Annotated in this window: 10 protein-coding genes; 8 read left to right on the top strand and 2 right to left on the bottom strand. The window is 35.5% G+C overall.

Going from position 1 to position 14951, the window contains the following annotated elements; translation table 11 throughout:
- Positions 1 to 164: 164 nt before the first annotated feature.
- The 7 genes from KO521_RS08520 to KO521_RS08490 all read left to right on the top strand — a co-directional run bounded on the left by KO521_RS08520 (position 165) and on the right by KO521_RS08490 (position 9484).
- Positions 165 to 434, top strand: a complete 270-nt coding sequence (locus KO521_RS08520) for a DUF4834 family protein (RefSeq protein WP_215939466.1) — start codon at positions 165 to 167, stop codon at positions 432 to 434.
- Between the two features lie 185 nt (positions 435 to 619).
- Positions 620 to 3070, top strand: coding sequence for a YfhO family protein (locus KO521_RS08515; protein WP_215939465.1), 2451 nt, complete (start codon positions 620 to 622; stop codon positions 3068 to 3070).
- A 43-nt stretch (positions 3071 to 3113) separates the two neighbouring features.
- Positions 3114 to 4385: a glycosyltransferase family 4 protein gene (locus tag KO521_RS08510; RefSeq protein WP_215939464.1), complete on the top strand. Its 1272-nt coding sequence runs from the start codon at positions 3114 to 3116 to the stop codon at positions 4383 to 4385.
- Positions 4386 to 5852: a lipopolysaccharide biosynthesis protein gene (locus tag KO521_RS08505; RefSeq protein ID WP_215939463.1), complete on the top strand. Its 1467-nt coding sequence runs from the start codon at positions 4386 to 4388 to the stop codon at positions 5850 to 5852. It abuts the gene before it with no gap.
- A 102-nt stretch (positions 5853 to 5954) separates the two neighbouring features.
- Positions 5955 to 6740 (top strand): hypothetical protein, encoded by a 786-nt coding sequence (locus KO521_RS08500; RefSeq protein WP_215939462.1) that lies wholly within the window; start codon positions 5955 to 5957, stop codon positions 6738 to 6740.
- A 55-nt stretch (positions 6741 to 6795) separates the two neighbouring features.
- Positions 6796 to 7164: a DUF7009 family protein gene (locus tag KO521_RS08495; protein WP_215939461.1), complete on the top strand. Its 369-nt coding sequence runs from the start codon at positions 6796 to 6798 to the stop codon at positions 7162 to 7164.
- 16 nt (positions 7165 to 7180) lie between these two features.
- On the top strand, positions 7181 to 9484 hold the full coding sequence (locus KO521_RS08490; RefSeq protein ID WP_215939460.1) for an FdhF/YdeP family oxidoreductase: 2304 nt from the start codon (positions 7181 to 7183) through the stop codon (positions 9482 to 9484).
- A gap of 80 nt (positions 9485 to 9564) precedes the next feature.
- Here the strand turns inward: KO521_RS08490 and KO521_RS08485 are convergent, their stop codons facing one another.
- Both KO521_RS08485 and uvrA read right to left on the bottom strand, forming a co-directional pair.
- Positions 9565 to 10755 carry a hypothetical protein gene (locus KO521_RS08485; protein ID WP_215939459.1) on the bottom strand — a complete coding sequence of 397 codons (1191 nt, stop codon included), beginning with the start codon at positions 10753 to 10755 and terminating at the stop codon, positions 9565 to 9567.
- Between the two features lie 245 nt (positions 10756 to 11000).
- Complete coding sequence (gene uvrA, locus KO521_RS08480) at positions 11001 to 13778, bottom strand: excinuclease ABC subunit UvrA (RefSeq protein ID WP_215939458.1); 2778 nt, start codon at positions 13776 to 13778, stop codon at positions 11001 to 11003.
- A gap of 245 nt (positions 13779 to 14023) precedes the next feature.
- Between uvrA and KO521_RS08475 the strand changes: the two genes are divergently transcribed.
- Entirely contained in the window at positions 14024 to 14605 is a 582-nt protein-coding gene (locus KO521_RS08475; RefSeq protein ID WP_215939457.1) for a sigma-70 family RNA polymerase sigma factor, read from the top strand.
- Positions 14606 to 14951 lie beyond the last annotated feature (346 nt).

The following is a 14951-nucleotide window of genomic DNA, read 5'->3' as shown; positions in this document are numbered from 1 at the left end:
TCCAGAACATCGAAATTTCCTTAACACTGCTTTTTAGGTACTATATGCACTACATGAAACATGTATCACCAGTTGACAAAGACTACTTTAATAATATTTTAGCACTTCTACACAGGTATTACAACGTTAGAATCGTATTTTTGATATAATCATTTTAAAAAAATATGGCATTTTTAAAGACAATCTTAATAATTTTATTGGTCTATTACCTTTTTAAGATCTTGGTAAAGATGTTTGCCCCTAAAATTTTTGGGTATGCCGCCCGTAAAACCCAAGAACATTTTAATGAAAAATTTGGAGATTTTGCTCAGCAAGCTAATGGTCAAAATCAGAAAGAAAGGGTAGGTGATGTTATTATCGATAAGAAACCTTCTAGAAAAAAATCTTCAAATAATACAGTAGGGGATTATATTGATTTTGAAGAGGTAGATTAAACCCTTTTCTTAAAAATCGGCCTTTGCGAACAATACGGGAATTTTTTTATTCACGTCCTTTTCTACCGAAACTATAGTATTAGGTACTTTAAAACTTATCATTATCTCTTAAGTTAAGATCAAAACAAATTCCATAGTAGAGATAACTTCATTATTTTAGCCGAAACAACCCGATATATCCCATTATGCAAAAAGGATTGAAGGCCTTCTTCGTACATTTTTTTGTTACCGTTTTTTTTGTGATTGCCGCTTTGGCTTATTTCTATCCTGTGCTTCAAGGAAAGGTAATAGAACAATCAGACATTGTTCAATTTACCGGTATGGCCAAGGAACAAAATGATTTCCGGAAGAAAACGGGTGAAGAGCCTTATTGGACTAATAGTGCCTTTGGAGGAATGCCTACCTATCAATTAGGGGCTTATTATCCACATGATTATGTTAAGAAATTAGATAATATTATAAGATTTCTTCCTAGACCGGCAGATTACTTATTTCTATATTTTATAGGATTTTATATTTTGCTATGTTGTCTTAAAGTAGATTATAGATTAGCTATTATTGGGGCATTGGCATTTGGTTTTTCCACCTATTTAATAATTATACTTGGTGTAGGGCATAACGCTAAAGCTCATGCCATGGGATATTTACCTATGCTTTTGGGCGGGATAGTATTGGTTTTTAGAAAGAAATATCTTTGGGGTTTTATTCTTACCGCTATTTCTATGGCATTGGAAATTAGAGCAAACCACTACCAGATGACGTATTATTTTATGCTTTTGGTATTGATTCTGGGTGTTGTTTATCTGGTTGATGCCATTCGCAAAGAAAAACTGAAACATTATTTTAGTTCTGTAGGTATTTTGCTCATAGCCGTAATATTAGGTATTGCGGCAAACGCTACGAGCTTAATGGCCACAAAAGAGTATGCAGATTGGAGTACTCGTGGAAAATCTGAATTAACCATTAATCCGGATGGATCACCGAAGGAAAATACAGGTGGTCTTGAAAAATCATACATCACACAGTGGAGTTACGGAATTACAGAATCACTAAACTTGTTCGTACCAAGATTGTTTGGAGGATCAAACAGTGAAAACTTGGGGGAAAATTCTAAAAGCTTTGATTTTCTTATTGACCAAGGTGTTTCCCGGAGTCAAGCATTAAGTTTTTCTAGCGGATTGCCATTATATTGGGCAGATCAACCAGGCACATCAGGACCCGCTTATATAGGCGCAATTATATTTTTCCTATTTATACTTGGACTTATCTTGGTAAAAGGCAGAGCAAAATGGTGGCTTTTTGGAGGGGTGCTAATGTCTTTATTCCTTTCTTGGGGAAAGAATTTTGGCTTACTAACGGATTTTATGATTGATTATTTTCCGCTTTATGACAAATTCAGGGCAGTATCGTCCGTTCAGGTAATTTTAGAATTATGTGCACCTGTCCTTGCTATTTTGGCATTACGTGAACTTTTTAAATCCACTGTTGATGTTTCAGATAAACTGAATGCTCTTAGGATATCTTTCTTTATAGTATTAGGTTTAAGTGTATCGCTATTCATCTTCAAAGCTGGTTTTGATTTTGAAGGGCCCAGTGATGACTTTTTGAAGAGAAATTATGGAGAGGAATTGTTTTCTTTAATTCAAGCAGACCGTAAAGCAGTGTATAATTCAGATTTGCTTCGTTCAATGATATTCGTATTCTTATCTGCTTTAGCGCTTTGGTTCTATATTAAGGGTAAGCTCAAAGAAAATCTCACCATAATTGTGGTTGGCGCTTTGGTATTATTTGATTTGGTTGGTGTAGGTCTGCGTTATGTAGATTCTGACAATTTTGTTTCCAAGCGAAAAATGACTCAGCCTTTTCCAGAAACAGCCTTAGATCAAGAGATTAAAAAAGACGAAAGTGTGTATAGGGTTTATGACCCTAATGAGGGAATTAATGGAGCAAGAACATCTTATTATCATAAGTCTATTGGAGGATACCATGCGGCCAAACCAGCAGGTTTAGAAGACTTGTTCAGTTTTTATGTTTATAAGGGTAATATGGGCGTTTTGAATATGTTGAATGTAAAATATGTAATTCAACAAGACGAAGAAGGTAAAAGCTATCCTGCTATTAACCCAGACGCCAATGGCAACGCCTGGTTCGTGAATCATGTAGTTGAAGTGAAATCTGCGGATGAAGAAATACAGACGCTAGAAAAATTAAATACTAAAACGGAAGCAGTTATAAATTCAACAAAGGTTAAAGGTCTCAATGCTTTTGATTTTGTGGTTGATTCTACAGCTAACATAGTACTTATCCATTATGCCCCCAATCATTTAACGTACCAATCAAAAAACCAGAATGACGGTTTAGTTGTTTTTTCTGAAATGTATTATTCTAATGGATGGAATGCATACATAGATGGCAAATTAACCGATCATTTCAAAGCCAATTACACCTTAAGAGCGATTAAAGTTCCTAGTGGGGAACATACAATAGAATTTAAATTTGAACCTGAAGTGGTACGAATCGGAAGCCAAATTACATTGGCCAGTTCCATAGTTATGGTACTAATTGTTATAGGAGGCATCGGGTTTACCTTTTTTAGTCCTAAAAAGAAGAAAGACCCAACCAAATTGAAAAAATAGGTTGGTAAAGATTTCTCGATCCTCTACTTAGTAATTTACACTTATGAAAAAAGTCCTCATTATCACCTATTATTGGCCTCCTGCTGGTGGTCCCGGTGTACAGAGGTGGTTGAAATTTGTTAAATATCTACGAGATTTTGGTATTGAACCTGTAGTTTATATACCCGAAAATCCGCATTACCCTATAGAGGATGCCACGTTGGTCAATGAGATACCTAAAGATATTACTATATATTCCCAACCTCTTTTTGAGCCTTATGGCCTTGCCAAAGTATTTTCTTCAAAAAAAACGAAAAGAATCAGTTCGGGCATTATTCAAACTAAAAACCAATCATTTTTTGAGAAGACCATGTTGTGGGTCAGAGGAAATTTTTTCATACCGGATGCTCGAAAATATTGGATTAAACCTTCTGTAAAATATTTAACTGATGTATTGGTAAAAGAAGCTATTGATACTGTCATAACTACAGGCCCACCGCATAGCGTGCACCTTATTGGAAGACAATTAAAGAAAGATAATGACATTAATTGGCTGGCAGACTTTAGAGATCCGTGGACTTCCATAGGGTATCATAAGGAACTAAAACTGAGCAAGGGTTCGGCAAGAAAACACAAAGAATTAGAAAAAGCTGTTTTATACGAGGCAGATAGAGTCATAGCAACCAGTAATACCACAAAAGCAGAATTTAAGACTATCACCAATACACCTATTTCAGTAATTACAAATGGGTATGATTCGGATTATGCAGGAGATGCCAATTTAGACCATAGATTTACTATTTCCCATATAGGTTCTTTGTTAACAGGAAGAAATCCAAAGAATCTTTGGAAAGTATTATCACAAATTGCGGCAGAAGATGCTGTTTTTCGTGGCGATCTACAATTAGAGTTTATGGGTGTTGTTAGCCAAGACGTTATGGATGCTATGTATAGAAACGAGCTAGGACCTTATATTAAAATGAGAGGATATGGCTCCCATGCCGAAGCACAACGAAGACAGCAGAGATCGCAACTATTATTGATGGTGGAGATAGATAGTGAAGAGACGAAAGGAATAATACCTGGTAAGTTGTTTGAATATATGATTGCCAAAAGGCCTATCCTGGCAGTAGGCCCTAAAGGATGGGAGGCAGGTGAAATCATTGAGAATACGAATGCAGGAAAAGTTTTTGATTATGAGGCTCAGGCTGAATTGAAGAAAACTATTTTGGAGTATTATAATACTTTTAAAAAGGGAAGCATTATCTCTAAATCTGTAGCTATCGAAAAGTTCAGTCGCAGGGCGTTAACAGAAGAATTATCTAAACTTTTGTAAATGGGCTTGGTATTTAAACAGTCACTGAACAATTCAATAGTTACCTATTTAGGTTTTGGTCTTGGTGCTATAAATACATTAGTTCTCTATCTACAGTTCATGGAGCCCAAATATTATGGTCTTCTTCAGGTGGTTCTATCTGCATCTGTTGTTTTAATGCCCATTTTGGCATTTGGCGTTCCCAATACCTTAATAAAATTCTATAGTGGTTTTAAGAAAGATGCGAAGGCTACAGACGGGTTTTTAACGCTCATGTTGCTTTTGCCATTGGTTTTGACCCTTCCTATTGGGGCGTTAACTTTTTTGGCCAATGATACTATTGGCAGCTTTTTGTCCAAAGAAAACCCTATTGTAAAAAATTATGTTTGGCATATATTTCTAATAGCCATGTCTATGGCATATTTTGAGTTGTTTTATGCCTGGGCAAGGGTGCAAATGAAGTCTGTTTTCGGAAATTTCATGAAGGAAATTTTTGGACGGGTGGCTCAAACGGTATTATTGATTCTACTTTATTTCAAGGTTATTTCGGTACAATCCTTTCTGGATTATTTGGTTGCTGCTTATTTGCTTCGTACACTTGGTATGCAAATCTATGCTTACAAATTACATCAGCCTAAATTAATATTTGACTTTCCACAAAATACCCGTAAAATAGTTACGTATAGTGCTTTGATCATCTTAGGTGGTTCTGTAGCCATTGTGTTATTGGAGATAGATAAGGTGATGATCAATCAGTTTATAAAAATAGAAAATGTTGCCTATTATGGTGTTGCGAGTTTTATTGCTTTGGTAATTGCAGTTCCATCACGTTCAATGCATCAAATTACTTATCCCCTTACAGCAGAACTTCTTACTAAGGATGATATGGTAGGGCTCAAACGACTTTATCAAAAAAGTTCGTTAACCTTGTATATCATATCAGGACTTTTATTTATTCTTATTTTTCTGAACCTAAATGATTTATATGAGCTTTTGCCAGACGCCTACCGAAATGGTTATGTAATTTTTATTTGGTTGGGCTTAGCTAAATTGTATGATGCGCTTCTGGGAAATAATAATTCTATTTTATATAATTCTGATTATTACAAGGCAGTTCTTTTCATGGGCTTGTTCCTAGCGGTTATCACTGTTTTCTTGAATATATGGCTTATTCCTGCCTATGGTCTGGACGGTGCTGCAATAGCAAGTTTTTCTGCTTTCTTTATTTATAATACGGTTAAGCTGATTTACGTACAAATGAAATTCAATATGCATCCTTTTACAAGGGAAACTATCAAAATTTCAATTTTATTACTAGTTACTACCTTTTTGTTCTACTATATAGAACTTCCTTTTCATCCTATATTTAATATTGGTGTTAAGAGTTTAGGCATAGCTGTTATTTACATAATAGTTTTATATAAGTTTAAAATTTCCGAAGATGTTTTTCAAGTCCTTTCAAAAGTATTTGGAAAGAAAGAACAATAACTTTATCTTAACACTCAAGTTCATCACGAATGCCCCCATTCAATCCTGCGCTGACCTTTTACTAAACAGGCGTTAATTTAATCATCTACTAATATAATTGAAATGGGATACACCATCAAAGGTAATCTAAGGGCCAATCTACATATAGACCTTTATGAAACTTTGGATAATGTGCAGGTTAGGGTTTATAGAGTGATGAGTGCGCTTAAGGGGGCACAAGACCTTAAAAACCAATTGTATAAACTTACCGCTGAGATGATAGAACAAAAGTCCGAAAATCTTCTTGGCACTGGTTTTACAGATGCTGATGGAAATTATACCATTGATATTTGTGATGCTTATAAAGAAGGCGAGATTGAAATAGACCTAGTAGTATCGGATATTAATAGTATCACTCGAGAAAAGCAAAACCCAGTTCAATTTACGGCGAGAAGATTAAATCCAATATGGCGTAAAGTCAACCAAAATAAAGAGTTTAGTTGGAATTACAGCTTTAGTTTTCAATTTTGGGACCAAATACGAAGATCATTTGATATTTGGACAATTGTGGGAAATATAAAGTCTGCAGTGGACAAACAAACACCGGTGGCCGGTGCAATTGTTTCCGCTATTGATGTAGATTGGATAAAAGATGATTTTTTAGGTAGAGCTGTTTCAAACAGAAACGGTAAATTTAGAATAGATTATAAAAGTATAGATTTTAAGCAGACCTATCTTTCGCCACTAATAAGTATTGAAACACCAATTTCTTCCTTTCCCGGTCCTGGAGTTTATTTTAAAATAACAAGTTCAGATGGTATTTTGTTATATGAGGAGCATAGAAGTGTAGGTAAGACCCAAGAAAGAAGAAATATTCCACGTTTTTTCAATATTGACTTGTATATTTAACCTTAATTAAAATTTAGGGCTATTTTCTACTGGTCACCATCAATTTTTTCTCTTCATGAAAATACGTATAAGAGGTAATTCCATTCGCATGAGAATTACTAAAATGGAAGTATCCCAGTTTTGTGAAACTGGGTATATTCAAGAAAAAACTCAATTTCTTAATAATATATTTACTTATGCGCTAAGCAGTAAGGAAGGTTTGTCTGCTCTTACTGCAACTTATGAGGATAATATGATGACTTTACTCCTTCCTAAAGATAGTATCAAGGACTGGGAGAGTAGTAATAGAGTAGGATTCAGCAATTCAATTCCCCTTGAAGACGGTAAAACCTTGACTCTTTTGGTCGAGAAGGATTTTACCTGTTTGGAGGATAGGGGAGAAGATGAAACGGATAATTACCCAAACCCTAAATTGCATCACTAGAAACTGAAATTTACATATGTCAAATAAAGATTTTCAAAGAAATGTATCGGTTATAGGCTCTGAAGATTTTTCCAATATAAAGGTTACGGAACCGGTTAAATATGCAGCGGGAAAAGTAGGAGTAAAAGAGGCGTTACGCCATGGTTTTAAAGAAATGGGAATTGTACGTTCCATGCGTGCTTTTTTAGAGCTAAATCAAGAAGATGGTTTTGATTGTCCAAGTTGTGCTTGGCCAAATCCTGAACATCCTTCTACTGTGGCAGAATATTGTGAAAATGGTGCTAAAGCAGTAGCTGACGAGGCGACTACCGATAAAATAGGGCGTGAATTTTTCCAAAAATATACGGTAGAAGAACTATCTAGACTTACGGAATATCAGCTTAATAAATTCGGTAGAATAACAGAGCCTTTGGTTCTTAGATCGGGGAGTATTAATTATGAGCCTATTTCTTGGGAAGAATGCTATGAGCTGATTTCTATAGAATTACATAAATTGAACTCACCTGATGACGCTATTTTTTATACATCCGGTAGATCAAGTAATGAGGCGGCATATCTATATGGTATGTTTGCCCGTGCTCTAGGCACTAACAATATGCCAGATTGTTCCAATATGTGCCATGAATCTAGTGGTGTTGCCCTCTCCGAAACTTTGGGTATTGGCAAAGGGTCTGTGAAACTAGAAGATTTATATGGTGCGGATGTGGTTATAGTTGCTGGTCAAAATCCAGGAACAAACCACCCAAGAATGCTTTCTGCTTTAGAAAAGTGTAAAAAGAATGGAGGAAAAGTCATCAGCATTAATCCATTGGAAGAATCAGGACTTATCAACTTTAAAAATCCACAACATTTAAATGGTCTGATCGGTCCTGGTGAGGATTTGACAGATATACATTTACAAGTTCGTATTAATCAGGATATAGCCTTAATGAAACTTATTCTGAAAAAATTAGCGGCATTAGATGAAAAGGGACAGAAAGTATTCGATCATGATTTCATGGTCAAATACGTAGATGGTTATGAAAGTCTTACAAACTCTTTCAAAGCATATGATGAGGAAACACTTTTAAAGTTGAGCGGAGTAAGCGAAGAAAAAATTAACGAAACCGTTGCTCTTTTGGCTACAAGCAGCAATATTGTAGTTTGCTGGGCCATGGGACTTACTCAACATAAGAATGGGGTTGCAACAATTTGTGAATACCTTAATCTCTTGATGTTAAAGGGTTCTTTGGGGAAACCAAATGCAGGAACATGTCCTGTACGTGGGCACAGTAATGTGCAAGGAGACCGTAGTGTAGGGATAATGCACTTTGTAAATAAGGAACTAAACGAGCGAATTGAAAAACATCTTGGTTTTAAAGCTCCTGATAAGGAGGGGGTAGATGTTGTTGGAGCCATTAAGGCCATGCATGATGAAAAAGGCAAAGTCTTTATATGTTTAGGCGGTAACTTTTTAATGGCCGCTTCTGATACTCTGTATACTGCCAAGGCTATGCAAAACTGCGAATTAACGGTTCAAATAAGTACAAAATTGAATAGATCTCATTTGGTTACTGGAAAGACAGCTGTAATTCTGCCTACTTTTGGACGTTCCGAAAAAGATATGAAGGACGGTACTTTGCGTTATCAGACTATGGAAGACAGTATGGGGCGTGTGAGACAATCGCGTGGACTTTTAAAACCTACTTCTGACAATATAAAGAGTGAACCTGAGCTAATAGCGGAATTGGCACATACTTTTTTTGGAGGTAAACATTCCATGAATTGGAAAGCTATGGGTGAAGATTATGAGCTGATTAGAGAAAGTATAGACCATGTTGTAAAAGGTTTTGATAATACCAAAGAACGTTCAAAAGGTATTGGCTATTACTTACCTAATAATGTAAGGGATTTGGATTTTAGTATGCTACCAAATGGTAGAGCGCAATTAACGATAAACCCACTTCCTGAACATAATTTAAAAGCAGATGAGTTTATGTTAATGACCATAAGGTCTCATGATCAGTTTAATACCACTATTTATGGAATGGACGATAGGTATAGGGGTATATATAACGAAAGAAGGGTGTTGTTCATGAATCCCGAGGATATGAAAAAGAAAGGTCTTAATAAGAAAGACGTCATAAATATCACCAGTACTTATAATGGAGTTGTGCGTACAGCAAATAAATTTTTAGTTGTTCCCTACAACATTCCTTCTGGGGATTTGGCAGCATATTATCCAGAAACTAATGTTTTGGTTCCTTTTGATCAGTATGCGGATAAAAGTAAGACACCGATTAGTAAGTCAATTAAAGTTACCGTAGAAAAGGTTAATTAAATACTTGCCGGTAAAATAAAAACCCCCGCATTAGATTAATCTAATGCGGGGGTAACAACCAACTCACCTAAAAACTATTTTTAATATCTTCTAGAGGAACTTCGCGTTGATGAAGTTCTTGAAGCCGTATTGCTTCTACTTCTAGATGGAGCTTTGCTCACTGTGCTTCTTGAACTTCTTGTGCTTACACTACTTCTACTTTGAGAAGGGGCTTGTCTTACACTTCTGCTCGCTGTTCTAGTTCTAGTCTGCGGACTTTTATAAGTTGTACTACTTCTTCTTGTTACCGAAGTGTTACGAGGCGATCTCATCACCGTTCTTTTATTTACTGTTGTATTAGCTGGTTTTCTTGTTGCTATAGATCTTGAGGTAACTGCTCTATTATTAGAAGGGCTACTTGTCCTAGATCTAATAGAAGAACTTCTGTTGGTAACTTTTGTGTTAGAATTACCTTTGCGTGTTGCACTACTTCTAGACGCCGTTCTTCTTGTTATATTACCCCTGTTTGATGCAACAGCTCTATTTGTTCTTATCGCATTATTGTTTCTTTTTGAAACCGATCTGTTATTTCTGGACGCGCTGCTTCTAACGGTAACTCTATTATCGTTTCTATAAATTTTAGACCTATTACTTCTTACTTTATTATAACGGTGCGTATTTCCTATTTTGGCATATGCACGTCTTGAGTTATATCTGTAAGGGTTATAATATGTATAGCGTACAGGACTGTAAAACCTTCTATATGGCTTGTTGAATACTAAATTAAAGCCAATAATCGGTCTTGCAAAAAATGCATGAAAAGGTCTGTATACATAATGTCTATTGTAAACGTTAATGTAACCTGTATGGTAATCATATAAACCTCTACGGTTATAGAAAACAGACATTCCACCAACACTACGTACGCGATTGTTATTGTATCTTATATCTACATCACCAACTTGAGTAACACGACCATAATAGTCATAATAGATAGGTACGTTTTCTACTTGAACCACGGCACCATAATCATCATACTGTGCATACGGGCTGTAATCATAACCGGAATTAAAGGTTACGCCGTTGCGACGTCCGGTTACACGGTTATCTATATAAAAATCAAATTCACCATCTGGATATACCGAAAACGTAATGCCATTCTCGACAAAAATAAAGGAGTCGTTGTACCTATAAGCATTGCGTTCCGCAACCTTATCTTCTACTGTACCCATAGCCATAACACCTGAGGTGCCTAAAATAAGGGCTGAAAAAAAGAGTAGTAAGTTTCTCATAATATAAGGTTTTAAATTATTGAATGTAATTATTGACATTCGGGTAGTAATAAGCAAACAGCGTGCCAAAACCCACAATAGTATCATAACTAAATGTAAATCAATATATTACAATAATTATAATAAGCTTACACTATTGAGATGTATGCTTTTTTTAAAAGAGTATTGGTTATAAAAAAAAGAATACCACACTTTTAATTAGAAAAGTGTGGTATTTGTTCTAATGATTAAAAGTCCGAATACAGTTATAATTTCTCTTTTAAATATGTAGCGGTAAAAGACGTTTTACTCTTTATAATTTCTTCCGGTGTGCCTGCGGCCAAAAGCCGCCCACCGTTTTCACCACCTTCAGGTCCGAGGTCGATTATATAATCAGCACATTTTATTAATTCAATATTATGTTCAATTACTACCACAGAATGCCCTTTTGTAATTAAAGCATCAAAGGATTTCAAAAGTTTCTTTATATCATGAAAATGCAAACCTGTTGTAGGTTCGTCAAAAATGAATAAGGCTTTATCTTTGGTCGTTCCTTTTACTAGGAAGGATGCTAGTTTAATTCGTTGTGCTTCGCCACCGGATAGGGTAGAGGAAGATTGTCCTAAAGTAACATACCCTAAACCAACATCCTGTAGGGGTTTTAGCTTATTTACGATTTTAGTCTGTTTGTGCTGATTAAAAAATGAAATGGCATCATCAATCGTCATATTAAGGACATCATCAATATTTGCATCTTCAAACTTTACTTCTAAAACTTCCTTTTTAAAACGTTTACCCCCACAAGTATCACATTTTAGATGTACATCTGCCATAAACTGCATTTCTACAGTAATCTCACCTTCACCTTTACATTTCTCACACCGGCCACCGTCAACATTAAAAGAAAAATGTTTGGCTTGGTAGGCTCTTATTTTGCTCAATTTTTGCGCAGCGAACAAACTTCTTATATCATCATAAGCCTTGATATAAGTAACGGGATTGGAGCGGGAGGACCTTCCAATTGGATTTTGATCAACAAATTCCACATGTTTTATGTACTTATATTTTCCTGTTACAGAAGTAAACTGGCCAGCTTTTTCACCATAACCACCAACTTCTTTTAAAATTATAGGATAAAGCAGCTTTTTTACCAAGGTACTTTTACCACTACCGGAAACACCAGTTATTACGGTAAGCATATTTAATGGGAAGGTTACATCTATATTTTTTAGATTATTTTCGCGAGCACCTTTTATAGTAATATAATCCGTAGAAGTTCTTCTTTTACTAGGCACTGCAATTTCTTCCGTACCATTTAAATAATTTGCAGTTAATGAGGTTGATTTAAGAATTTCCGGAAGTGTTCCATGAGCTACTACTTCACCACCATGTGTACCGGCTTCTGGGCCAATGTCAATAACCTCGTCTGCAGCTTTCATAATATCTTCATCATGCTCAACAACAATAACGGTGTTCCCAAGATCGCGTAATGATAAAAGAACTTCAATAAGATTTTCGGTGTCTTTTGGGTGTAGTCCTATACTAGGTTCATCAAGAATATACATACTTCCCACTAAGCTACTGCCTAATGAAGTTGCAAGGTTGATGCGCTGGCTTTCACCACCGGAAAGGGAGTTGGACTTACGGTTCATGGTTAAATAACTTAAACCCACCTTATATAGAAAACCCAATCTTGTATTGATTTCCTTTAAAAGGCGTGATGCAATTTTCTCGTCATACTTATTTAACTTCAAATCTTCAAAAAACGGAATCAGCTTACGAATTGGCAATTCCACTAAATCAGAAATATTCTTCTCACCTACGGTTATATAATCAGTTTCCTTCCGTAATCGTTTTCCGTTGCAAACATTACATTTTGTTTTTCCGCGGTAACGAGAAAGCATAACCCTGTTCTGGATTTTATAGCTTTTTTCCTCTAATTGTTCAAAAAACTTATTGAGACCTATAAAATGAGCGTTACCATCCCAAACCAGTTGTTTTTGTTCTTCGGAAAGTTCAAACCATGGTTTATGAATCGGAAAATCATATTTGTAAGCGGAATTTACCAATTGGTCTCTGTACCAACCCATACTTTCCCCACGCCATGGAAAAACAGCATTTTCGTAGATGGATAGTGCGGTATTCGGAACTACAAGATCTTCATCTATACCAATAACATCTCCATAACCTTCACATTTAGGGCATGCTCCATATGGGTTGTTAAAGCTAAATAAATGAACATTAGGTTCTAAAAAGGACATACCGTCCAGCTCAAACTTATTGCTAAAAGGCGCCTTTTCTTTCGTTGCTAGTTCTTCAATGGCACATTCTCCCTTGCCCTCAAAAAAAGCTGTATCGATTGCATTTGCTAGTCGGTTATAAAAATCTTCGTCATCTTTAACTACAATTCGATCAACCACCAAATCAAAATTTCTCCCTATATCTTCCGGCACATTATCTATCCGGAGAACTTCATCTTTGTATTTTATTCGTGCATATCCTTGCTTGGACAGAAGTTGAAGTGATTTTAAAGTTTCTCTGCTTTCATCAATAACTATAGGCGCTAGTAATAAAAGTTTAGTGCCTTCATCAAATTTCTTTACAAATTCAACAACATCTGTAACCGTATCCTTTTTAACCTCACGGCCAGAAATGGGGGATATGGTACGGCCAATGCGTGCATATAGAAGTTTTAGGTAATCATAAATTTCTGTTGTGGTACCTACCGTAGACCTCGGGTTTGTAGAGTTTACCTTTTGCTCTATGGCAATAGCGGGAGCTATACCTTTTATATAGTCTACTTTTGGTTTGTCTAATTTTCCTAAAAACTGCCTTGCATATGAAGAAAGACTTTCTACATACCGTCTTTGTCCTTCTGCATACAGGGTGTCAAAAGCTAAACTGGACTTGCCCGAACCGGATAGACCGGTAATAACAACAAGTTTGTTTCTTGGTATAACAACATCAATATTTTTTAAATTGTGCAGTTTTGCACCCTTGATTATTATATTGTGTTTGGGGTTTACATCTACTATTTGGGCCATGTTCTCATATAAGTTTGCAAAGATACAATATGAAGATTTCAATAGCTAAAATTGTATCGTTAGCATTAAAAAATGTGTGTATGGCGATAGAATTTTTCTAAAGTAAGTTAATTTTATCTATATTTGAGGCCAAATAAAATGTTAACACGCCTATAGCAGAAAATTACTTTTATAAAGATTAAGACATTAACTACAAGACCTTTCGATAGAGAAGGTGTCTAGTTTTAACTATTAAAGTAATTGTTATGGATATATTGACGGAAGATTCCCTTCTTATTAAAAAATACATTTCTGGTGATGAAAAGGCATTGGAAATTTTGATTGACAAGCACAATCAGCGGTTGAGTAGTTTCATTTACTCAAAAGTAAATAACCGCAATATTACAGAAGACATATTTCAAGACACCTTTATTAAGGTAATTAAAACATTAAGAAGAGGTGCTTATAACGAAGAAGGTAAATTTCTCCCCTGGGTAATGCGTATTGCCCATAACCTTATTATAGATCATTTTAGAAAAACAAGTCGTATGCCTATGTTTGAAGGCGCGGATAGTTTTGACATTTTTTCTCTTATAGGAGATGATAAGCTTAATGCTGAGCGACAATTGATAAAAGACCAGATAGACTGTGATCTGGAGGTGCTTGTTGCAGAATTACCTGCGGACCAAAGAGAAGTTTTAATTATGCGTATATATAAGGATATGAGTTTTAAGGAAATATCCGAAAATACAGGTGTTAGTATAAATACCGCTTTGGGACGGATGCGCTACGCACTTATTAACCTTAGGAAAATAATAGAACAGCATAATATAGTTTTAACGAATTAATAGGCGGTAGGTCGGCAGTATTCATTATATTTATATTAGTGACGTTATAGTCCTGTAACAAACTAAAATAGATATGGAAAAAATTTACGCTACAGAATCGGACAAATGTAGATTAGCTAAAGCAAAACCCTCAACGGTTAAATTTTTATTAGATTATTCAAAGTCATTGGATATTATGGAAGCTAAAGGCCTTCAATTCGAATCGAATTTAAATTAGAACCAGTTCTTCAAATTATATATAGCCTCGATAATGAAAATTATCGGGGCTTTTTTGTAGGAAATAACCAAACCTTACTACTGTCTTTATAGTACATACTATATGTTATCTCTTATTCCGATGAAACCG

It is taken from the genome of Zobellia uliginosa, from assembly GCF_018860745.1.
Taxonomy (GTDB): domain Bacteria; phylum Bacteroidota; class Bacteroidia; order Flavobacteriales; family Flavobacteriaceae; genus Zobellia; species Zobellia uliginosa_B.
The sequence above is the reverse complement of the archived record's forward strand: the minus strand, read 5'-3'. Positions and strand labels throughout refer to the sequence as shown.

Coding starts and splice junctions, on each gene's coding strand:
- KO521_RS08505 (WP_215939463.1), top strand. CDS start 4,386: ATGGGCTTGGTATTTAAACAGTCACTGAACAATTCAATAGTTACCTAT.
- KO521_RS08515 (WP_215939465.1), top strand. CDS start 620: ATGCAAAAAGGATTGAAGGCCTTCTTCGTACATTTTTTTGTTACCGTT.
- KO521_RS08510 (WP_215939464.1), top strand. CDS start 3,114: ATGAAAAAAGTCCTCATTATCACCTATTATTGGCCTCCTGCTGGTGGT.
- KO521_RS08475 (WP_215939457.1), top strand. CDS start 14,024: ATGGATATATTGACGGAAGATTCCCTTCTTATTAAAAAATACATTTCT.
- KO521_RS08520 (WP_215939466.1), top strand. CDS start 165: ATGGCATTTTTAAAGACAATCTTAATAATTTTATTGGTCTATTACCTT.
- KO521_RS08495 (WP_215939461.1), top strand. CDS start 6,796: ATGAAAATACGTATAAGAGGTAATTCCATTCGCATGAGAATTACTAAA.
- KO521_RS08490 (WP_215939460.1), top strand. CDS start 7,181: ATGTCAAATAAAGATTTTCAAAGAAATGTATCGGTTATAGGCTCTGAA.
- KO521_RS08500 (WP_215939462.1), top strand. CDS start 5,955: ATGGGATACACCATCAAAGGTAATCTAAGGGCCAATCTACATATAGAC.
- uvrA (WP_215939458.1), bottom strand. CDS start 13,778: ATGGCCCAAATAGTAGATGTAAACCCCAAACACAATATAATAATCAAG.
- KO521_RS08485 (WP_215939459.1), bottom strand. CDS start 10,755: ATGAGAAACTTACTACTCTTTTTTTCAGCCCTTATTTTAGGCACCTCA.